Consider the following 21,805-nt stretch of genomic DNA (forward strand, 5'->3'; position numbering starts at 1 on the left):
AGCAACAGTTGCATCAAATTTTAGCTATTTCTCCAATCCGCGTCAATGATGACGTCCCGTGATAGCAATTTAGGCAGGCTGATTCAATTGAAATTGGCCAACGACTTGCTGCAGGAACAGGGTAATGGCCTCCACATCATGAGAGGATTGCTGAACCTTCAACATATCCCGGATCAATGCCAGCATCTCCGCTTCAACCTCGGCAGAGGTCACCCGATTTTGGTGACTGATGGCAGCGATATTTTCCATTAAAAATACGACCTGATCCACGACTTGGGTGCGCTCGGCTTCTTCGGAGCTGGCTTTTTGGAGAAGCTCTGAGGCTGCTTGAACCAGCATTGCTCCTTCCGCAAGCACCTGATCTCCTTCGGTGATTTGCTTTGAAGCTGCGCTTGCAGCCGTCGAGATCCGATCCAAAATCTGATGAATGTCCTCCGTGGAGGAGCGGGACACATCGGCCAGCTTGCGAATCTCTTCAGCGACAACAGAGAATCCGCGCCCATGCTCCCCGACACGTGCGGCTTCAATCGTTGCATTCAATGCAAGCAGATTGGTCTGTGCGGATATTTCTTCAATGACCGCCAAGGCGCGGTAGATGTCTTTCATTGTGCCAAGGAAGGAGAGGATCGTCTGGTTAGTATCCGACACGGCACTGGAGATTTGAATCATTTTATCACCGATGCGATCTACTTCCTGTCTGGCTACACCAATCTGTTCATTGGCTGATGCCTCCAGCTGTTTGAGAGTTAATCGCATATGATCTGCAGCCAGTTTGGCTTGATCCAGGTCTTGTAATTGCGTACGGGTAGCCTGAATCATTGAACCAAGCTTGAGGTTGACGCGGTCAGTTGTCACTTGGGTAGTCTCTGTAGATGCACGCATCAGATGCTGATTATCCATCACGTCCACCGTGGCCCGCTGGACTTTGAGCATGATGCTCTCCAGAGAATCGATCATGTTATTGATCCATTTGGCCAGTTCGCCCGATTCGTCTTGGGCAAAAGCATTCATGTCCAGACGCTGGGTAAGATCACCTTTCCCCTCTGCATTTACTCGAATAAATTGACTGAGACTGCGCAAGTCCGCATGAACGCGGTTGTATTGTTTGCGATGGAGCTGGAATGCACCGAAGAATCCAAAGATGACATGAAAGCCAGCGATTGCAGCAGCGTTCCATCCGCTCCCTGTCAGCGCAAAAATCAAGGCGGCAGCAAGAACGGCCGAGAGCATAATATAGAAGCTATGCTGTTTGAATTGCCGCCATCCGATACTGCGTATTCGGTACACTTCTTCCAGATCACCTTCGCACATCATGCCCCAGCGATCCGGGCAGTGAGGAAGTTGAAAGGTGATACCTTTACCGATGACTGGAATATGGCGGTAATCCGAGTAACCGGGATAGGCCACAAACAGATTGGAGCCGTTCTGAATCGTTTTCGATACGCCCGGATGTAATTGGCCGGTAGAGGGGTCGGTGAACATCAGCTCAAGCTCTGTATGCTGCTGCACAGACACGATGCCCCAATCGGTGGTCACGCCGTCTTTCAGGTTTTCTCCATGCGTAAACGTTCGATCCTCGAAGCGGCTTCGAGACAGGGCAGTACCTGGCAGTAGCTCAGGCCGCAATACAGACTCGGCCATAAACAGATAGTTATCACCTGAGTCCGGGTAGATATGTCCCGATTCGCGCTGAATGAGGTCACCAAGCACGTCTCCAGGAATACGGTTGCATAATGCACCGACATACTTGCCTTGCTGCACGATAGGGGCAATGAACATCAGGGTAATCGCATCATGAAACGTAGACGAGCGTGGCCCGATCTCCATTGTAAGCGGATCAGAATACGGACCGTACAGACACTTCCGGCCTTGTATATCTGCGTGTGCATAGCTCAAGCCGGGACCAAAGGATCTATGCTCGTGCGGGGTATAATGTTGACCTATATGTTTCTTATATGTAGAAAATACAACCTCATTTTGCTCGTTGAGCATGAACCATTCCGTGCTATCCTGAGTTCGTGCGTAGGTCGCCTTAAACCAGGTATCGATCTTATCTGCCTGTGGTGATCCGGGCTTCACACTTTGGAGATCAACCGATTCGATCTGATGAAGCAACCGATCCAGATGGCTCCACTGATCACTCGCCCAATCCATCAGCAACTGTCTTCTAGTCTCCGCGATCCCTTCAAAAATGTGCTCCACGTCTTCCTTACGGTGTGCGTTCAACCGATAAGACCACCACAGCGGTAATCCTTTTTTCCATCCCAGCCAATCAAACATGATGACCACCCCAAATTTTGGATTTAAAAAGATTTGAACATCAAACATGTCGTTTTCCATGACTTTGTGGTAATTCAATTTAAGCTATAAGTGATACAACTGTATCCGACGATGGCTTCATTGCATTCTCTATCTATATCCCTCGTTATACATGAAATCTCATAGGATTACGAGGGGATATGTCATATTTTCCGAATATTTCATCAATTAATACAAATAAATATACGCTGTTTGCAGAAGAGAGGCAGAGCGAGGCACTTCATTTTGTGGCAGTTACATGTTACTTCATGTCACAACAAATGTGCAATCGATATGCAACGGATAAGCTGAGAATCAATCTCATTTTACAGTTTGTCACATGTACAAGCCCATACTCCAAACAGTTTGTATAATGTAATTTTCACGTAAAGCGATATAGTAGTATCTAACAAGTCAACCCGTTACGTTTGTGTAGGTTAACCTTCCACCGATCAACCGATGTCGTCTCCAACCATCCCATCCTTCAAAAGGAGAATGCCTATGACCTCTCCCTCTGTTGTATCCCTTCATCAATCCATGAAAAGTGCCGCTGAACAGCTTCTTATTGATGTGGATCATGTTTCTGTCATTTTTGGCAGTGGTCCTCAGCAAGTAACGGCCCTATCCGATGTGACGTTTCATATTGGCCCCAATGAATTTGTCTCCCTGCTCGGTCCTTCCGGCTGTGGCAAATCAACGTTACTCCGCATTGTCGCTGATCTTCTCCATCCAACAACAGGTCATGTTCGAATTGCAGGGCAGGAACCGAAGCAGGCAAGACTGCAACGGCAATTTGGCATCGTTTTTCAGACTCCGGCCCTGTTCGATTGGCGTACGGTTCGCCACAATGTGGAGCTGCCGCTGGAGTTGCTGGGTACCAAGCGAAAAGAGTGTCGCCGCATTAGCAGTGAACTGCTGGAGATGGTTGGACTGACGCGATTTGCAGATCATTATCCCTGGCAACTGAGTGGAGGGATGCAGCAACGTGTGTCCATTGCACGCGCACTGGCGCTTGATCCGCCCCTTCTATTAATGGATGAGCCATTCTCCGCGCTGGATGAATTCACCAAAGAAAAATTGCAGATGGAACTGCTTGAGATTAAACGTTCTACCGGAAAAACCTTCCTCTTTGTTACCCATAGCATCCCCGAAGCGGTCTTTTTATCGGACCGTATCATTGTACTCTCTGCCCATCCGGGGCAAGTGCATTCGATCCATTCCGTGAACCTTCCAGCCGAGCGAGAGAGCCAGTTGAGGGAAACCGAACCTTTCTATCAGATGATAACGACGATTCGAAACTGTTTTCATGAGGAGCGTGATGCAATCCATGTTCCCTCGTTTGCTTAAACCGGGTTACCGAGCCTGGGTGATGATCTGGATCATATCGATTTTTGTCCTTTGGGAAGGGCTGGCTTGGATGCTACATCTGTCTATGTCTCCGCAACAGGCCACTTCTCGTTTGCCATATCTTCACGTTGTCATGGAGTCGTTCTTCCGTCACTGGAGCACGCTGGCGGAGCAAGGTTCGGTTACCTTTGGCAATGCTGCTATCGGTTTTGCCGGCGGAACATTGCTGGGGGCATTACTGGCACTGCTCATGAGCGCCGCAGTCTGGATTGAACGCACGTTGTCTCCTTACGTGGTGTCTTCACAGATGGTTCCGGTGATCGGGCTTGCTCCGATCGTATATGGCATTATTCATAACGCCGAGTGGGCGCGAATTGTCATGGCGTCATATGTGACCTTTTTCCCTGTCATCATCCATACCTTAAAAGGGTTTAAAAGTGCTTCTCCTCAGCATCTGGAACTCATGCGCGCCTACGGCACTTCGTGGAGAGCACGTTACGTAAAGTGTTTACTGCCTTCGGCGCTTCCAGGTCTATTCTCCGGCATGAAAATTGCGGCTCCACTCGCAGTGACCTCCTCGATTGTCGTGGAGCTGATGGGAGCGCCTGATGGACTTGGGGTACTGATGGTCAGCTCGCTGTATTATGGTTCAGCACAAGCGGGTATGTTCTGGGCAACCATCATGCTTAGCATGGGCATTGGCCTCATCTCCTACCTGTTCATCAGCTTGGCTGAACGTTGGCTTACCCCATGGCAACCTGAATTCAGACCCAAAGGAGGGGAGCAGTCATGAGCGAAGGCAGTATACTCCAGCCCAAAAGTGACGAAGGAACAATAAGCGGAGCTGCGGGGCAACCTCTTCCTGGCAAAAGGGAATGGAGACAACGAGCGGAACATTCGCCTTCAACTACTGACCGTTCCCGTACAGGTACTCAGCTTGTTGGCAAGATGATGGGCATGTTGCTTCGCAGCCTATTGCCCTGGCTCGCAGGAGCACTCTTTCTAACGTTGTGGCAGATGCGTTTCTTTCACGTCCTGCTGTCACTCGAAGATTATCAGTTGCCCGTACCCTCTGCCATTGCTGCATCCATCCGGGACAATGCCGAGATGCTTTTCCGCTATGCCATCTACAGTGGTACCGAGATGCTTGGCGGTTTTCTAATCGGTTCTCTGCTAGGGGCATTGGCTGCGATTGGCGCATCCTTCTTTCCGAATAGTGGCAGGGCCGCTGTCACGGTTCTGTCTGCTCTGAATGCTGTTCCGATTGTGGCTCTGGCTCCCATCATGAACAACTGGTTTGGAGACGGGATCTGGTCCCGTATCGCCGTTGTATCGGTCATTACGACGGCCGCGATGGCTGTCAGCCTGTTCAAAGGACTGACCTCCATTCAGCCGCAGTATGAAGAACTGCTGGGCAGCCTGGCGGCGAGCAGGAAACAGTTTTTTTGGAAGCTGCGGATGCCCCATGCCATGCCTTCTCTCTTTGCAGGTCTGAAAATCAACATGTCGACCAGTATTATCGGCGCCATTGTAGGGGAGTTTTTTATCGCATCCCAGGGGCTGGGCTACTTGCTTTCTGATCAGATCCGGCTCGCCAACATGCCGCTGGCCTGGTCCTGTATCGTCATCGCAGCCATTCTTGGCATCGTGCTCTATGAGACGGTGGTTCTGGCTGAAAAGCGGCTGCTTCACTGGAGTCGTGCGCATACGTCAGCACAGTAGGCAGGTATTGTACAGAAAAAGAGAGCACATAAATAAGGATTCGATTATCCCTCCATACAATTCTTCCATACAATTCTGAATGCTTTGTATTCTAGCTGAAGATTCGCTTTCCGTTTCGCGAACCGTTTACAAAATCGATATATAAATAGGGGGTTGTTCTGTACATGTACAAAACGTTGAAGCCGGGTTTGGGGATGTTGTTTTTGTGTGTGGTGCTGGTGCTGGCAGCATGTTCTGCAAAAAGCGAACCGACGGCGCAGCCAGCCGCTGCAAGCTCGGGTGGTTCAGGAACGGCGGAGCAACCATTAACTAAAGTGAAGATTCAGCTTAAATGGGTACCGCAAGCACAGTTTGCCGGAATATATGCCGCGAAGGAACAAGGTTTTTTTGCAGAAGAAGGCATTGATGCGGAGATTATTCCAGGAGGTCCGGATATCGTTATTGAGCAACAGGTCGTTAATGGGGCAGCCGATGTAGGAATTACGGGAGTGGACAGCTTGCTGGTCAGCCGGGATAACGGTCTCCCTCTCGTTTCACTTGCCCAGATTTCACAGAAGAGCAGCTACCGCTTGATTGCGAAGAAGTCCGCGGGTATTACCGATCCGGCACAGATGAAAGGCAAAAAGGTGAGTACCTGGTTTGGAAGTCAGCAATTTCAGGTGCTTGCTTTTATGGAAAAGAACGGCCTTGATCCGAAAAAAGACATCGAACTGGTGAAACAGGGCTTTACGATGGATCAGTTTTTCAATGATCAGGTGGATGTGGCGACAGCCACGATTTATAACGAATATCACGTTGTACTGGAGAGCGGCACAAAAGAATCCGATCTGGACGTGTTCAACATTGAGGATGCGGGAGTCGGCATGCTGGAGGATACGCTGATTGCCAAGAAGGACTGGGTGGATAATAACCACGAATTGGCGGTAAAAGTAACCCGAGCCATCCTGAAAGGCTGGAACTATGCGATCGATCATCAGGATGAGACGGTGGACATTGTGATGAATAATGTGACGGAGGGCAGTACGACTCGTGAACATCAAGTAACGATGCTCGAAGAGATTGCCAAGTTGATTCGTCCGGAAGGGTTTACCGAGAAACAGGTGGGAAGTTTTGTCGATGAATCGTTTACCCGTACGGCAGATATTGCATTGAAATATGGACTGATCAAGAAAGCAGCCCATCTGGATGAAGCACTGGAGAAGAGCATATATGAAGAGGCTGTGAAATAAGAAATAACCCGGCTGGGCGTGACGTTGGAACGTTGCTGTACGCATCACATAAGGAGAGGGGGCATGATGGATGAGTTCTGTAGATCAGCAATCACAACGTCTGGGCGGTACGAAGGAAGAGTGGCTGGAGAAGGATCGTAAATACGTCTGGCACCATATCTCACCGCATAACGATCATCCGTTGATTGCCGTTAGCGGCGAGGGTAGCTGGATTACGGATCAGGAGGGTAAACGTTACCTCGATGCCATGTCGGGTTTATGGTGCGTCAATGTAGGGCACGGACGTGAGGAGATTGCCAAACGTGCCTACGATCAGATGAAAACTCTCGCCTATATCCCGATGACGCAGAGCCATGAACCGGCGATTTTACTGGCGGAGAAGCTGAATGAATGGCTGGAGGGAGAGTATCGGATCTTTTTCTCCAACTCCGGTTCGGATGCCAATGAGGTGGCTTTCAAAATAGCCCGTCAGTTCCACCATCAGAACGGAGAGCCTACCCGTCACAAATTCATATCGCGTCACCGTGCGTATCACGGTAACTCAATGGGGGCACTGGGCGCCACGGGGCAGGCTGCACGCAAGATCAAGTACGAGCCGCTGGGTGTAGGCTTCTCCCATGTTCCTCCGCCGTACTGTTACCGCTGTCCGTTTGGAAAAAGCAAAGATAGCTGCGGGCTTGAATGTGCCGCCATCTATGAGGAAGTCATTCAATGGGAAGGCGCGGAGACGGTTGCTGGCGTAATTATGGAGCCGGTGATTACCGGCGGCGGCATGATTGTTCCTCCGCCAGAGTATATGCGCAGGGTACAGGACATCTGCCAGCGGTATGGCGTGCTGTTCATCGTAGACGAGGTGATCTGCGGTTTCGGTCGCTCCGGGCAGAAGTTCGGTCACCAGAACTATGGTGTGGAGCCGGACATCGTCACAATGGCTAAAGGCATGACGAGTGCCTACGCACCCTTATCCGCCACGGCGATAAGAGCCGACTTGTATGAATCGTTTCGTGAACCCGGAACGGATAACCACTTTCGCCATGTGAATACGTTTGGCGGCAATCCGGTATCCTGCCGGGTTGCGCTGGCGAATCTGGAGATTTTGGAAAGGGAACAACTGGTCAGCCGGGCTGCGGAACTGGGGCAACTGCTTGGAGAGAAAATATCACCACTACTTGAACTTCCTTCCGTAGGGGATATCCGTCTATTCGGTTTCGCCTGCGGCATCGAGATGATTGAGCCTGACGGCTCACCGGCGACAACAGAGAACGTCACGAAGGTGCTGGCTCATTGTAAACGGGAAGGCATTCTGATCGGCAAAAATGGAGACACCGTTCCGGGTTTTGCGAACATTTTGACCCTATCGCCGCCCTTTGTCACCACAGAGGAAGAACTGGACCTTATCGTAAGTCATTTGTTTACTGCACTTCGCAGTCTGGATGAGGGTAGGCATGAGTTGATTTAATGCGTGACAGGAGGAGAGGAAGGATGCAGACCATAACCGGGTTATCCATTAATCAGCTTCGGCTGAATGAGCATATTGGACAGTTAGCTGAGATCGGCAAGATCGGAGATACAGGGGTATGCAGGCTTGCCCTTACTCCAGAGGACATGGAGGGCATCAACCAGGTCAGGTTCTGGATGGAGGAGGCAGGCCTTGTGACACGAATGGATGCATTTGGCAATCTGATCGGCCGTCTGGAAGGAACAGATGCAACCAGACCGATCCTGATGGTCGGTTCACATATCGACTCCCAGCCGTATGGAGGACGTTATGACGGTGCGATCGGTGTACTCGGTGCGCTGGAGGCCGTACAGTGCCTGATTGAACAAGGCGTACAGCCACGCATGCCGATTGAGGTGATTGCTTTTTGCGATGAAGAGGGATCACGGTTTAACAAAGGTTTATTTGGTTCACGAGGTATCACAAACCAGTTGGAGGAAGGAGAGCTGGAACGTCAGGATAAAAACGGCGTGACTCGCCGGGAGGCATTGGCATCCTTCGGATGTTTGACATCCGAATTCGCGGCGGCGGTATATCCTCCCGGTTCCATTGGCAGTTATCTGGAGCTACATATTGAGCAGGGGCCCGTACTTGAGGCTATGGACGCCCAGATCGGTCTGGTAACAGGTATCTCTGGTCCGCTCTGGCTCACGGTGAGCATGAAAGGGATGGCCGGGCATGCAGGCTCTGTGCCGATGGGGATGCGTCATGATGCACTTGTAGGAAGTGCCAAAGTGATTGCGGCCTTTGATGATATGGTCCGTGAAGAACCGGGAGCGCCCACTGTCGGTACGGTAGGAAGTCTGAGGGTATTTCCGGATTCAAGGAATATTATTCCGGAAGAAGTGAGCTTTACCGTGGATTTGCGTGATATGGAGATGGAGCGGCGTAATCGGCTGGAGGCCCGTTTGATGACATTGCTGGATGAAGTTAGCTCCCGATATGGTCTGACCTATACCGTCACGGAGGATACCAACAGTGAACCGCGTTATTGTGCCGAGTCCATCATGACTGTCATTCGCTCTTCCGCGGAAGAGTTGGGGGTGGTGATGCCCGAATTGATGAGTGGCCCGTTCCATGATGCGCTCGCATTATCTTATGTGTGCGATTATGGCATGATTTTTGTCCGCAGCAAGGACGGTATCAGTCATCATCCCAGTGAATACTCCTCCCCGGAGGATATCGCGTTAGGTACGGAGATGCTCTATCGCACCATTCGCAAGATGTGCACCGGTAATCCAACAAAGGAGGCGGGATAACGTTATGGCGAAAATCAGCATCGGTTTGATTCAGGCTTCCCATGAAATCGAAGGATCGGCTCCTGTTGAAGTGCATAAGGAGGCAGCCATTCAGAAGCATATTACACTTGTGCGCGAGGCGGCAGCACGAGGGGCCAAGATCATTGGATTGCAGGAGGTGTTTTACGGGCCTTACTTTTGTACGGAACAAACGCCCAAATGGTATGCCTCCGCGGAGCAGGTTCCCGAAGGGCCGACGACCCGGCGTTTTCAGGAGCTGGCGAAGGAGCTTGCCGTTGTCCTGGTTCTACCCGTGTATGAAGTGGAGGGCATAGCTTCTTATTACAATACGGCGGCAGTGATTGATGCGGATGGAACGTATCTGGGCAAATACCGCAAACATCATATTCCGCATGTCGAGGCGGGAGAGGGCACAAACGGCTTTTGGGAAAAGTATTATTTTAAACCCGGCAACCTCGGTTATCCGGTATTTGATACGGCTTACGCCAAAGTGGGCGTGTATATCTGCTATGATCGTCATTTTCCTGAAGGGGCACGTCTGCTTGGGCTGGCAGGGGCAGAAATTGTTTTTAATCCGTCCGCCACGGTGGCGGGCACCTCGGAGTATCTATGGAAGCTGGAACAGCCGGCCCATGCGGTAGCCAACGGTTATTATGTAGCGGCAATCAACCGTGTGGGCGTGGAGGCGCCATGGAACATGGGCGAATTTTATGGACAATCGTATCTCGTTGATCCGCGGGGGCGCATGGTAGCCGTGGGAAGCCGGGATCAGGATGAAGTAGTCGTTGGCGAGATGGATACGGAGTTGATCCGTGAGGTGCGTAATGTGTGGCAGTTTTACCGGGATCGCAGACCGGAGACGTATGAACATCTGGTGAGTCTGTAGTTCGAATTTAGGGCGTGTGCTGCATGAGGCATAGGCTTGGCATGTGTCTGGCATATCAATGGATAGGTTGGCAATAGTCGTTAATCTTCGGGAGGTGCGTACTTATGATGAACCGTTCTGAAACCGTGTGGTCCGATTACGGATGGGAGACTCGTTTTAGCGAGATGAAACCAACCATGACCAATAAGGAAGCGATGGAGGAATCCAACCGCTGTCTGTATTGTTACGATGCCCCTTGTATTAAGGCGTGCCCGACCGATATCAATATCCCTTCTTTTATCAAAAAAATAGCAACAGGCCATCTCAAAGGGTCGGCCCGCACGATCATGGATGCGAACCCGCTTGGCGCCAGCTGCGCACGCGTTTGTCCTACGGAAGAGTTATGTGAGGGGGCGTGTGTGCTGAACGACTCGTCCAAGCCGATTCGTATTGGCGATCTTCAGCGCTATGCCACTGACTGGGCAAGGGAGAGGAACGAACCGCTGTTTCATGCAGCACCTGCGAATGGAAGAAGTGTGGCTATTGTCGGAGCCGGGCCGGCGGGGCTATCAGCCGCACGCGAATTGGGCCGTGCAGGATATGACGTGACCATCTATGAAGCCAAAGCCAAGGGCGGCGGACTGAATACCTATGGCATCGTATCATTTCGTTTGCCGGAGTCGATCCCGTTATGGGAGGTCGAGCAGGTAGAATCGCTAGGAGTAAAGATTCGTTACGGTGTACGGGTTGGCGTAGACGTAGCGGCACCCGAGTTGCTGGAGCAGCATGAGGCTGTCATCCTGGCATGTGGTATGGGAGCAGTCCCGATGCTGGGCATTGAAGGGGAAACGCTGGAAGGCGTTTATGACGCGATTGAACTTGTGGAATCGACCAAACAGGGTGTACCGCCAGCGTTACATGGTCTGAATGTAGCCGTAATTGGCGCAGGTAATACGGCAGTAGATGCAGCGACTTGTTCGGTGCGCCTGGGTGCGGAGCAAGTACAGATGTTGTATCGGCGCGGAGAGCAGCAGATGACGGCCTATGCCTTTGAGTACACGTTTGCCAAGCAAGAGGGCGTGGAATTTCGTTGGTTTACGATGCCAAAGCGTATTCTTGGAGACGAGAATGGCAGGGTTCGAGCGGTAGAATGTGTGAAAATGGAGCTCGTAACCCCGCCCGGCGGCGGACGTGCGATGCCTGTGGCGGTAGAGAATTCATCCTTTATTATCGAATGTGACACGGTGATTCGGGCGATTGGACAGAATCGTTTGCTACCACTTATTGAGGCGTTTGAACTGAAGCATCATGGAGGTGTGGTAGAAGTCGAGGCGCATACGTACCGTACCTCGCATCCTCAGGTGTATGCGGCAGGAGACGTCATTTTTGGTCAGGGTCAAGGAGAGGCCATGGTTGTTTCAGCGGCACAACAGGGCAAATTAGTCGCTGCCACGATCATGAAGATGTTGCCTGGTCGCTCGGAAGAGAGCGCGTAAGGGAGCATTGTACCTCAAAATCACATCAAGGAGGATTCGATATGGCTGACTTATCGATTAATCTGGCGGGCATCCGGTCACCTAATCCGTTCTGGCTCGCCTCGGCGCCGCCAACAAATACAGGATACCAGGTACAGCGTGCGTTTGAAGCGGGCTGGGGTGGCGCGGTGTGGAAGACACTCGGCGAGCCGATTATTAACACCTCCTCCCGTTTTGCGGCAGTACATTTTGGCGGTCAGCGTGTGGCGGGTTTTAACAATATTGAGCTGATTTCGGATCGTCCACTGGAGGTCAATCTGCGCGAGATTGCCGAGACGAAGAAACGTTTCCCTGACCGCTCCGTCGTAGCATCTTTAATGGTGGAACCAAAGCGGGAGAAGTGGCATGAAATTGTTAAAAAGGTCGAGGCCGTTGGCGTCGATGGTTTGGAGCTGAACTTTGGATGTCCCCACGGTATGGCGGAACGAGGCATGGGCGCTGCTTCAGGCCAACAGCCTGATCTTGTCGAGCTGCAGACGATGTGGGTGAAAGAGGTGGCTACCACACCGGTTATCGTAAAGCTGACACCCAATATTACAGATATAACCGCGACAGCCCGGGCGGCTGTAAGGGGCGGTGCGGATGCAATTTCCCTGATTAATACAATCAATTCTCTCGCTGGCGTTGATCTGGACTCCTGGAACACCGTGCCGCATGTAGGCGGCAAGGGAGCGCACGGTGGATACTGTGGCCCGGCTGTAAAACCCATCGCGCTTAACATGGTAGCAGAGTGTGCACGACATCCCGAAGTTGGTGTGCCGATTTCGGGCATCGGCGGCATTTCCGACTGGCGTGATACGGCAGAATTTTTGCTAATGGGTGCGACGGGAGTACAGATATGTACGGCGGCGATGCACCATGGATTCCGCATCGTGGAAGACATGATCGAAGGGCTTAGTGATTATTTGGATGAAAAAGGACTTCAGAGTGTAGCTGAACTGGTCGGTCAGACCGTGCCGAGATACTCGGATTGGGGTAATCTGGATCTCAACTACAAGGTGGTTGCCCGAATTAATCGGGATGTATGTATCAATTGCAACAAGTGCCATATTGCCTGTGAAGACACGTCACATCAATGTATTGACATGTTAACCGATCCGTCCGGTGCTTATCTTGAAGTGGTAGAGGAGGATTGTGTCGGATGTAACCTGTGTTCCATCGTCTGCCCGGTGGACGGTGCGATCGAGATGATCGAGCTTGCACCAGAGCAAGAGCCTGTTACCTGGAATGAACGTCAGTCGGCGATTTCCCTGCTGCAATCCATTCATAATCCATCAGCCAAGGAGGCGATCTCATGAGTACGCGTACACTGATTCGCGGTGGTATTTTGGTGACGGCATCGGATACCTTTGAGGCCGATCTATTGATCATATCGGGAAAAATTGCACAGATCGGTATCGGGTTAAGCACCGATGATCAGACAGAAGTGCTTGATGCAGCAGGCTGTTATGTCATACCTGGCGGAATCGATCCCCATACCCATCTCGACATGCCGTTTGGCGGCACGGTCACAGCAGATGATTTTGCTACGGGCACAACGGCTGCGGCTTTTGGCGGCACCACAACCATCATTGACTTTTGCCTGACTCAGAAAGGCCGTCCATTATCCGAATCCCTGCAAGAATGGCATCGTAAAGCCGAGGGGAAAGCAGTCATTGACTACGGATTTCACCTGATGATTGGCGAGATGAACGAGCAGGTTCTGGAAGAACTGCCGCAGATGATCGAAGAGGAGGGCGTATCGTCCTTCAAGGTGTTCATGGCATACAAAAACCAGTTTCAGGCCGATGATGGGATCCTTTTTCAGACGTTGCAAAAAGCCAAAGATTACGGTGCGCTTGTGATGGTGCATGCCGAGAATGGAGATGTCATTGACCTGCTTGTGAAGCAGGCGCTCGCTGATGGTCGCACAGCACCGATTCATCATGCGCTGACCCGTCCCTCCATGCTGGAGGGAGAAGCAACCGGACGTGCGGCCCGTTTGGCCGCTCTGGCGGATTCGCAGCTGTATGTGGTGCATGTTACTTGTGCCGAAGCGGTGGAACAGATCGCGCGTATGCGTGAGATGGGGTACCGAATCTGGGGAGAGACATGTCCGCAATATCTGACACTGGATCAGTCCATAATGGATCAGCCGGACTTTGAGGGTGCCAAATATGTCTGGTCGCCTCCACTTAGGGAGAAGGGGCATCAGGAAGCGCTATGGAATGCACTGCAAAGCGGACAACTACAGACCATTGGCTCGGATCATTGTTCGTTTAATTTTAAAGGGCAGAAGGATCTCGGCAAGGATGATTTCAGCAAAATTCCAAACGGAGGGCCCGTCATCGAGGATCGGCTGAGTATTCTATATTCGGAAGGCGTAGCCAAAGGCCGGATATCGCTTAATCAATGGGTTGACTTGTGCTCGACCAGGGCAAGCAAATTATTCGGATTATTTCCACAGAAGGGAACCCTTGCGGTGGGGACGGATGCGGATATTGTTATTTTTGATCCTTCCGTAACTAGGGTGATTTCGGCGGAAACACATCATATGAACGTAGATTACAGCGCGTTCGAAGGCATGCAGGTGCGGGGGTGTCCAGTGACCGTGTTCTGTCGCGGAGAATATGTGATACGGGATCGGAAGTATGTGGGCAATGCAGGGGCAGGAAAATATGTAAAGCGTCATAAGTATGATGCAGGAGCACCGATTCCATCGAGGCAACCGGTGACTGCGGTTCATGGGGGGCGGAACTGATGTCGGAGCACGAGGCATTTGAAGTGGAGAAGCAGGCTATTGAGCGATTGGCTGCACAGGGGTATCGAATCTGTTCCGTTCGGGAGCATCTGGAGGGGGCTCATGTGACATGGGCACATCCTGATCTTCCGGGAGAAGATGTGGAGCAGTATGTGGGGACAGCCTCGGGCCGGAAGTGGTTCAGCCACATACTCATACGTCAACTGCAGGAACAACGTAGTGCATAATGAAATGTAGGTTACGATGAGGCAACTTTTAAAGATCATCTAAAAAAATAGTCTATGCTACAGGCAAACTCTACTTTAAATTCTATATTAACGTGTCTACGTTCTATATAAGCGGTCCATGCTCATACTCGTAGGCATAGAGGGCGAGTTCCATCGCAACCCGTTTCTCGGGTAGAAGGTAGTCTTTTCCCAAAAGGGATTCAATTTTGTCCAAACGATGGTACAACGTTTGTCTGACGATAAACAGCGCACTCGCCGTCTCTTGTTTGGAGCAGCAAAGCGAAAGGTAGTGTTTGAGTGTGAGGAGCAGCTGACCACCCTTCTCTGAATCATACCGAATCAGTGGCCCAAGGTATTCTGTAATAAAATCATTCAGGTTACCGCTCTGTTTCATACTGGCGATGATGCGGTAACAGTGCAGGTTGCTGTAGAAGGGCTGCTCCATTACTCCGATATCTTTCTGGATACGCAGCGTCTCCTTAGCCGATTCAAGACTTTCTCGCAGGCGTGGGTATTCGGAATAGTTCTGACCGATACCATACAGACCGGAGAAGAGCTGGTGAGTTTGCTCTTGCTCATGCTGTCGAAGCTGCTGAATGCAGGACCAAAGATTAGGTTTACGCAGCGTTTCGGCCTGCGGGTCAATGACAATGAGAATGATCTGGAGGTTAAGTACCGTGCTGTAGAGGGTGAAGCCTTCACGGACAAATACGGAGCGGGCAACGATATTACGCTGAATTAGTATCTTTTGCAGTCTGAGACTGTCGTGTTGCGTAGGACTGCTGTCGAATAAAACAACTGCGGCCTGTCCTGTGCAGAGAGCCGGATTTACGGATGCAAGATATTCATGAATTTCTTTGGCGGAGTGATGTCCGTTTAACCAGTCAATGACCCACATATCTTCTTTATACCGCCGTTTTTCCTCCATGTACTGGGTACGCATCCAATCCTGGGCTATGGCAGCGGCACATCGCTCCAGCGCATGAAAAACGTACTCGTCGGATGGGTACGGCAGAGCTGGAGCGGGAGGTTCAGGGTCGGTGTGTTTCTGAGGGAAAAGGATAAGATCAGCAAAGGTATACTCCAGTGCCTGGACAGGGATGCTGATTGGATTCATGGTGAGCCGACCTGAAAAAGGGTCTGATACCTCTACAGTTGAAGGGTTCACTGTATAACGGTCAAGGGTAGCGTGATCCATCGATTCACGCTGATCCCACCACTGCTGTCTCCGCTTCTCCAGTTGCTCACGTGGGACATGAGGAATGGCCGTCGCTTCACCTTCCAGCGGATATAAGGCGACAGCATACCCGGTATTGCGTGACAGCAGACGCAGTAGCGGCTGAACGCCATCCCCATTCAAAAGCAGCTGATGAAAGGAGGTGGTGAGCTGATCCAGTTCCGCGACCATACGCTGATGGCTGCGAATCAGGGCAAAATGCAAATCCTGTGTAATATCGATATACCGGACTTGTTCATGAAACCAGATTAGCGGGAAATCCGCTGACGCGGCTATTTGTTTCATCACCTCAAGCTGTGATCGTGTATGTTCCCCGAGTTCAATGCATAACCCTGCGGCGCCGCAGGCAATCAATTGTTGCAGAAAAGACAGACCATGCGTCTTGCCTTCGGGCCAGCCGATCCCTGTCGTCAGTACCAGTTCTCCGCCGCTCAGCAAGCCCCCAATCTCAGGAACCTCCATAATATGTACCCAGCGTACATAACGCTCCAACGCACGCTGACTGGCAAGGTACTCGGCTTTGCGAAACACTGGACGTTTCAGCATGTCTCTAATTTGGATATGAAGCGTGGTCTCCCCCACACGATCACCGCCCTTTCCCATGACTCATCTGTAGATTTGATACAAAGGATGCTGGATTCAGGGTGTTTGCTTACTGGATTTTTAAGGATAAGTATACGTGCTTTTAAATGAGATGAGATTAAACCTGACGTTCATTTGGTCTAGATGACAAAAATAGTTGGCCTTTTTGTTTTGTGTCTAAAATGAGCATCAGATATATGTTCGACTTTTTACCATCGACACGATAAAAAAATGCCCTTGGTCAGGCACGGGAACCATTACAGATTCCAGTACCCGTCAAGGGCTAATTTTTTTCTCACCGTCACATCTGAATTGTGGTGATAACGATAGACTGACTTAATCGACGATTTTTTTCTTTTTGAATTTCATCAGGAACTCATACACGATGGGCACGATGACCAGCGTAAGCAGTGTAGAACTGATCAGACCACCAATCACGGTAATTCCGAGTCCTTTCGAGATGATACCTGCACTTTCTTCGAGACCTGTTACCAGTGGCAACAGGGCACCAATCGTTGCCAGAGCGGTCATCAGGATTGGACGCAGACGTGTAGCTCCGGCTTCCAGCAACGCTTCACGTGTCGTGAGTCCTTCATTTTCCTTATGAATAACACGGTCAATCAAGACAATGGCGTTGGTAACAACGATACCGATCAACATCAGTGCACCCATCATTGCGGATACGTCGAGTGTACCCCCTGCGATGAACAAACCAACCATGATCCCGATCACGGTGAATGGCAGGGAGAACAGGATTGCAAATGGTGCAAGTCCGCCGCCAAACGTCACGACGAGCACGAAGTATACAATCGCAATGGCTGCCAGCATCGCCAGACCGAGCTGCGTAAAGGTGTCATTAATCTGTTCGGTTGTACCGCCGAATTTCACTTCAACCCCATCCGGCAAGTCCAGCTTGTCGATGTTTGCTTTCAGGTTCTGCGAAGCTTTGGTCACATCGGATGCCAGAATGTTCGCTGTCACCTGTACAACCACTTTGCCATCAATACGCATAATGGAGTTTGGTGAAGTGCCTTCTTCCACTTTGGCTACATCCTTGATTGGAACCTGGATGCCCAGCGGTGAAGTGACCGTTTCATTTTCAATATCCTTGATGCTGCTGAACGTTTTGTTATTCGTTTCTACATAGACTTTGTACGTTTTATTGTCGATATCCACTTCCGTAAGTACCGGACGTTCACGTACAGGGCTCAGTGCCATTGCCAGTTGACCCGCCGTAAGGCCGAGTTTGCTCAGCTTCTCCTGGTCGGCAACGAGTGTGTACTGACCGTAGGTATCGGAGATCGTGGTATCTGCTTTTTCAAAAGAGTCCTTCTCGGCCTGAACCAGTTTCAGGACTTCTTCAGCTACAGGTTTCAACTGCTCCACACTATCCCCGTAGATGGACAGGCTCAAGTTGCTGCCGCCAAATCCGCCGGACATGTCGAGTTCACTCCATGTGCCTTTGGTCACTTCTTTTTGCAAACCTTCAACCAGCTGTTTTTTCACATCAGTAAAGTCTTTGGTGTCTTTATTGTATTGAATGTAGAAGAGTGCAGAGTTTCCACCGCCTCCACCCATGCTAGCGAGCGGGTTACCGCCGCCGATGGAATATTGCATTTTCTCCAAACCTGGCTGTTTCAGTAACCATTTCTCAGCAACGAGGGCTTCTTTTTCTACATCTTCACGAAGTGAGCCCGTTTCCGGACTATATGTGATCGTAGCAAATTTATCCTTTTGCTCTGGCAGGAAACTTGTGCCAATGAATGGGTACAGGAACAAGCTGCCGACCAATAATAGAATAGCAATGACAACGGTAATGATTTTGTGAGAAAGCGTCCAGTTCAACAGGCGTTTGTAGCTTTCAGCCAGTTTACCTGGTTTTTCTTCATGGTTTTGTTTGTTCTTAATTCCTTTACGGAACAAGCTGTGTGCCAGCATCGGTACAATCGTGATTGCAACCAGTAGGGATGCGAGCAGGGCGAATACCATCGTCAAGGCAAATGGCATGAACAGCTCTCCGACCATACCGCTAACGAGTGCGAGTGGCAAGAAGACCGCAATCGTAACAATGGTGGAGGAGAGGATTGGGATGAACATCTCGCGAGTCGCCTCACGAACCAAATCCCGGCCTTTCAGCTTCTCGTTTTTAAGTGTCAGCCTGCGGTAGATGTTCTCGATAACAACGATGGAGTCGTCGACAACCCGGCCGATCGCCACCGTCATTGCTCCGAGTGTCATCATGTTCAAGGTAATATCCATCAGATTGAGCGCCGTCAACGCCATGAGCAAGGAGAGCGGAATCGAGATAATGGAGATAATCGTTGAACGGATGTTACGCAGGAAGATCAGGATAATCAGAATCGCGAACAGGGCACCAAATACAGCTTTGCCCAGCATCGTGTTGACGGAATCCTGGATAGGCTGACCTTGGTCAAGCAGGATCGTCAGCTCTGCATTTTTAAATTGTTTTTGCAATTCTTCGGCTTTGCTTTTGACGGCCTTAACCACGTCCACCGTATTGGCATCGTTGGATTTCACTACGGAAATACCGATAGATTCCTTGCCGTTCGTGCGGGAAATGGACTCGGCTTGACCGATGACTTCAATCTTGGCGATATCGCTTAGTTTCACGGTAGGGATCCCAGCCGCATTTGCGGCACCAGCGGTTCCTGATGGGTTCGCTGCGGCAGCGTTGCCGCTACTCGTTTGCCCTGCCGCGGGATTGGAACCTTGCGCAGCACCAGATGCATCTTGTCCAGCTTGAGCCGATGGATCAGCGGTTTGACCATTGGCTTGAGCGGCTTGAGCACTGCCGCCTGGGGAAGCCCCTGGCGCACCGGCACCCTGTTCTGCAGCCGATCTAGCACCTTGGCCTGCAGAAGCACCAGCGCCTTGGTTTGCACCAGAACCAGCTCCGCTTGGTACAACTGGAATCGCCAGATTTTTCAGATCATCGAGTCCGATGATGTTGCCGTCCACAACAACGGCTTTCTGGGATTTATCCAGTTCGAATAGGCCAAGCGGTACACGAATGGATGAACCTTTAACGATTCCGTTCACCGTATCCTCGCTTAGACCGAGTTCGGCCATTTTGGCTTGATCAAACGTTAATTGCACTTCTTTGACGTACTGACCGGACACTTGAACCTGAGCTACACCGTCAATATCTTCAAGTGCAGGTTTGATATCTGATTCTACGAGTCGTGTCAGTTCTTCCAAATCCCCGCCGTCCTTGTCGGACAAACTGAGGGATACAACCGGGAACGAGTTAATGCTGAATTTGGAGATGGTTGGTTTCTGCACACTGTCCGGCAATTGCACTTCGTTCAGTGCTTCACGAACCGTAGCTGTTGCGTTCGTCAGGTCGGTTCCATAGTCGAATTCCAGTGTGATGGAAGCCGCATTCTCCATGGAAGTGGAGGTCACGGTCTTCACACCCTCAATGTTGCGCAGCTTCTGTTCCAGCGGCTTCGTGACATCTTCAACAATACCTTCTGGAGCGGCGCCCGGATCGATCGCCGTAACATTCAGAAACGGTACATTGATGTTCGGAATAGTCTCCTGTTTCATCGTCATTCCGCTGTACAAGCCCGCGAATGAGATGATGATGGTCAGAATCCAGATGGCAAACTTGTTGTTCAGTGAAAAGTTAATGATCCCTTTCATACCTTGGTTTCTTCTCCTCTCTGTTGCTCCTGTTTATGTGTGTGACGAGTCAGCTTGGATAAACCGGTTATACATGGTATCCATAATGTGCTGAAGCTCGGAGTGCATCGGTTCAAGGATAGTTATCCCTTCGAGGTTGCGCATCATACCTAGGATGATGGCGCGTCTTGGGGAAAATTCCATAATCTCTTGCCTCAGTATGCCAATGGTCTCTAGCACATCATTTTTGGATTGACCAGCGGGCAGTTCGCTTGAAGCGATATCCTGCATCTGTTTTAAAATATGGGCGGGATGCCGCATCATGGCTGCATCCGGCTGGGGCTCGGCAATCCAGGCCGGCCACTGGTCCAGCGGAATCAGAGGTTCGGGCCGATGCTGGAGGCAGCCCTGTGCTGCATAATCCATCATTTGCAAAAGATGCGTAGCCATCTTATTGACCGTAAGGGATGGCATTTCGGTAAACCAGATTTTGACGTACGACAGGAAAAGCCCGTGTGTCAGCAAAATCAGATCAATCGTATAAGGTTCAATCTCGGGGCCGTATAGATCCTCCAGTTTACTTTTGAACCAATGCAACGTACGAATCTCAATATCTCTTTGCTGAGGGGTGCAGTGCTCCTTGCGCTGTTGTTCATCATCCATCATCATGCTGCGTAGCTGGACGCGTAAAAATTCCTTCAATTCGGCAACGTGGGTCAACAGCACCTCAATCTGTTTATGTAGCCGCTCTCTGGAGGTCAGACTGCTTTCATGTTCAATCTGGGACATCTCGTCCATAAGAATGTACACGCAGTACTCCAGCGTACTGGCTTCCAGTTCCTCTTTGGATTTGAACATCAGATATAAGCTGCCTTTGGACATCCCGCATAATTCGGCAATCTCCTGCATGGAGGTTGCGGCGCTACCCTTGGCCGAAAACAGCTTGAGCGCTGTGGTGATGACCAGTTTTCTTTTTTCATTCATCCCATGGATCGGATTCATTAAGGGTATGTTCACCTCGCTGGGAACTCTTGAGTTCTTGAATTGACTTTGTGGTCAAACTAAGTATAAACGATGTGAATGAGGGATTACAAATGTGCACGGTGTAGGGGGGAAAAGAACCAAAAAGTGGACAGAGAAAAGAACCGATAGAAGAACTCTGAATGAATTGAAATAAGAAATCGAGAGAACTCGAGAGAACTAGAGAAGAACTGAGAAATACAGTACCTTAATACAAGCTGTAAAGTTATGTTGCACTTTTGGGAGAGGGAATGGAAGACTACTGCATAAAGGGCTCGTCAAAAACACATCAAGGACGCTTAAATCACGCTTTAAGAACGCATCAAGTATGTAGGCTTGGCCGCACGGTTGATCATCTTGCTACCCCAAACTCATTAAATCTCGTGCCAGGAGATGCGTACGGTGCAAACACAACGAAAACACAACGAAAACACATCAATGCATCAAGAAGGCTTCAAGGACGACTCGAGAATATATCGAAAATTGCTAACGATCACACCGGAGCTTATTTGAGCAATATACATCCTTTTAAAATTCTAACGATCACCAGAAACCTTATTTTGCAGAAAACACAAGCCACACGTCCATTTTCGCATCAAAA

General features: G+C 50.5%; 15 protein-coding genes. 11 read left to right on the plus strand and 4 right to left on the minus strand.

The features are described 5' to 3' along the window. Positions 1-69: 69 nt before the first annotated feature. Entirely contained in the window at positions 70-2,280 is a 2,211-nt protein-coding gene (locus FS818_RS20955; protein ID WP_145334368.1) for a methyl-accepting chemotaxis protein, read from the minus strand. Positions 2,281-2,799: 519 nt separating this feature from the next. Here FS818_RS20955 and FS818_RS20960 point away from each other — a divergent pair. The 11 genes from FS818_RS20960 to FS818_RS21010 all read left to right on the plus strand — a co-directional run bounded on the left by FS818_RS20960 (position 2,800) and on the right by FS818_RS21010 (position 14,720). After that, the gene (locus FS818_RS20960) at positions 2,800-3,645 is read left to right on the plus strand and encodes an ABC transporter ATP-binding protein (RefSeq protein WP_260989934.1); all 846 of its coding nucleotides are present in this window, start codon (positions 2,800-2,802) and stop codon (positions 3,643-3,645) included. Continuing rightward, complete coding sequence (locus tag FS818_RS20965; RefSeq protein WP_260989935.1) at positions 3,617-4,438, plus strand: ABC transporter permease; 822 nt, start codon at positions 3,617-3,619, stop codon at positions 4,436-4,438. The genes FS818_RS20960 and FS818_RS20965 overlap by 29 nt, the downstream gene beginning before the upstream one ends. Continuing rightward, positions 4,435-5,367, plus strand: coding sequence for an ABC transporter permease (locus tag FS818_RS20970; RefSeq protein WP_260989936.1), 933 nt, complete (start codon positions 4,435-4,437; stop codon positions 5,365-5,367). The genes FS818_RS20965 and FS818_RS20970 overlap by 4 nt, the downstream gene beginning before the upstream one ends. Before the next feature lie 164 nt (positions 5,368-5,531). Next, positions 5,532-6,596: an ABC transporter substrate-binding protein gene (locus FS818_RS20975; RefSeq protein ID WP_145334370.1), complete on the plus strand. Its 1,065-nt coding sequence runs from the start codon at positions 5,532-5,534 to the stop codon at positions 6,594-6,596. A 70-nt stretch (positions 6,597-6,666) separates the two neighbouring features. Then, positions 6,667-8,055 carry an aspartate aminotransferase family protein gene (locus FS818_RS20980; RefSeq protein WP_145334372.1) on the plus strand — a complete coding sequence of 463 codons (1,389 nt, stop codon included), beginning with the start codon at positions 6,667-6,669 and terminating at the stop codon, positions 8,053-8,055. Between the two features lie 23 nt (positions 8,056-8,078). Next, entirely contained in the window at positions 8,079-9,353 is a 1,275-nt protein-coding gene (locus tag FS818_RS20985) for a M20 family metallo-hydrolase (protein ID WP_145334374.1), read from the plus strand. Between the two features lie 4 nt (positions 9,354-9,357). Beyond that, a complete protein-coding gene (locus tag FS818_RS20990; protein ID WP_145334376.1) occupies positions 9,358-10,239 on the plus strand; it encodes a nitrilase-related carbon-nitrogen hydrolase in 882 nt (293 codons plus the stop codon). A 107-nt stretch (positions 10,240-10,346) separates the two neighbouring features. Further along, entirely contained in the window at positions 10,347-11,714 is a 1,368-nt protein-coding gene (locus FS818_RS20995; protein ID WP_145334629.1) for an NAD(P)-dependent oxidoreductase, read from the plus strand. Between the two features lie 41 nt (positions 11,715-11,755). Then, positions 11,756-13,051 (plus strand): NAD-dependent dihydropyrimidine dehydrogenase subunit PreA, encoded by a 1,296-nt coding sequence (gene preA / locus FS818_RS21000; protein ID WP_145334378.1) that lies wholly within the window; start codon positions 11,756-11,758, stop codon positions 13,049-13,051. Then, a complete protein-coding gene (hydA, locus tag FS818_RS21005) occupies positions 13,048-14,493 on the plus strand; it encodes a dihydropyrimidinase (protein WP_145334379.1) in 1,446 nt (481 codons plus the stop codon). Before preA ends, hydA begins: the two co-directional genes overlap by 4 nt. Then, entirely contained in the window at positions 14,493-14,720 is a 228-nt protein-coding gene (locus FS818_RS21010; RefSeq protein WP_145334381.1) for a hypothetical protein, read from the plus strand. The genes hydA and FS818_RS21010 overlap by 1 nt, the downstream gene beginning before the upstream one ends. Positions 14,721-14,823: 103 nt before the next feature. Here the strand turns inward: FS818_RS21010 and FS818_RS21015 are convergent, their stop codons facing one another. The 3 genes from FS818_RS21015 to FS818_RS21025 all read right to left on the minus strand — a co-directional run bounded on the left by FS818_RS21015 (position 14,824) and on the right by FS818_RS21025 (position 21,168). After that, a complete protein-coding gene (locus FS818_RS21015) occupies positions 14,824-16,503 on the minus strand; it encodes a PucR family transcriptional regulator (RefSeq protein WP_222128832.1) in 1,680 nt (559 codons plus the stop codon). Positions 16,504-16,875: 372 nt separating this feature from the next. Further along, positions 16,876-20,205: an efflux RND transporter permease subunit gene (locus FS818_RS21020; RefSeq protein ID WP_145334385.1), complete on the minus strand. Its 3,330-nt coding sequence runs from the start codon at positions 20,203-20,205 to the stop codon at positions 16,876-16,878. A gap of 33 nt (positions 20,206-20,238) precedes the next feature. Continuing rightward, complete coding sequence (locus FS818_RS21025; protein WP_222128833.1) at positions 20,239-21,168, minus strand: TetR/AcrR family transcriptional regulator; 930 nt, start codon at positions 21,166-21,168, stop codon at positions 20,239-20,241. Positions 21,169-21,805 lie beyond the last annotated feature (637 nt).

It is taken from the genome of Paenibacillus xylanexedens (assembly GCF_007680605.1).
Lineage (GTDB): Bacteria > Bacillota > Bacilli > Paenibacillales > Paenibacillaceae > Paenibacillus > Paenibacillus xylanexedens_B.

What these genes read in the sequence shown, in the direction of transcription:
- FS818_RS20955 (WP_145334368.1), bottom strand. Translation starts at nt 2,280, where the DNA reads ATGTTTGATTGGCTGGGATGGAAAAAAGGATTACCGCTGTGGTGGTCT.
- FS818_RS20960 (WP_260989934.1), top strand. Translation starts at nt 2,800, where the DNA reads ATGACCTCTCCCTCTGTTGTATCCCTTCATCAATCCATGAAAAGTGCC.
- FS818_RS20965 (WP_260989935.1), top strand. Translation starts at nt 3,617, where the DNA reads ATGCAATCCATGTTCCCTCGTTTGCTTAAACCGGGTTACCGAGCCTGG.
- FS818_RS20970 (WP_260989936.1), top strand. Translation starts at nt 4,435, where the DNA reads ATGAGCGAAGGCAGTATACTCCAGCCCAAAAGTGACGAAGGAACAATA.
- FS818_RS20975 (WP_145334370.1), top strand. Translation starts at nt 5,532, where the DNA reads ATGTACAAAACGTTGAAGCCGGGTTTGGGGATGTTGTTTTTGTGTGTG.
- FS818_RS20980 (WP_145334372.1), top strand. Translation starts at nt 6,667, where the DNA reads ATGAGTTCTGTAGATCAGCAATCACAACGTCTGGGCGGTACGAAGGAA.
- FS818_RS20985 (WP_145334374.1), top strand. Translation starts at nt 8,079, where the DNA reads ATGCAGACCATAACCGGGTTATCCATTAATCAGCTTCGGCTGAATGAG.
- FS818_RS20990 (WP_145334376.1), top strand. Translation starts at nt 9,358, where the DNA reads ATGGCGAAAATCAGCATCGGTTTGATTCAGGCTTCCCATGAAATCGAA.
- FS818_RS20995 (WP_145334629.1), top strand. Translation starts at nt 10,347, where the DNA reads ATGAACCGTTCTGAAACCGTGTGGTCCGATTACGGATGGGAGACTCGT.
- preA (WP_145334378.1), top strand. Translation starts at nt 11,756, where the DNA reads ATGGCTGACTTATCGATTAATCTGGCGGGCATCCGGTCACCTAATCCG.
- hydA (WP_145334379.1), top strand. Translation starts at nt 13,048, where the DNA reads ATGAGTACGCGTACACTGATTCGCGGTGGTATTTTGGTGACGGCATCG.
- FS818_RS21010 (WP_145334381.1), top strand. Translation starts at nt 14,493, where the DNA reads ATGTCGGAGCACGAGGCATTTGAAGTGGAGAAGCAGGCTATTGAGCGA.
- FS818_RS21015 (WP_222128832.1), bottom strand. Translation starts at nt 16,503, where the DNA reads ATGCTGAAACGTCCAGTGTTTCGCAAAGCCGAGTACCTTGCCAGTCAG.
- FS818_RS21020 (WP_145334385.1), bottom strand. Translation starts at nt 20,205, where the DNA reads ATGAAAGGGATCATTAACTTTTCACTGAACAACAAGTTTGCCATCTGG.
- FS818_RS21025 (WP_222128833.1), bottom strand. Translation starts at nt 21,168, where the DNA reads ATGAATGAAAAAAGAAAACTGGTCATCACCACAGCGCTCAAGCTGTTT.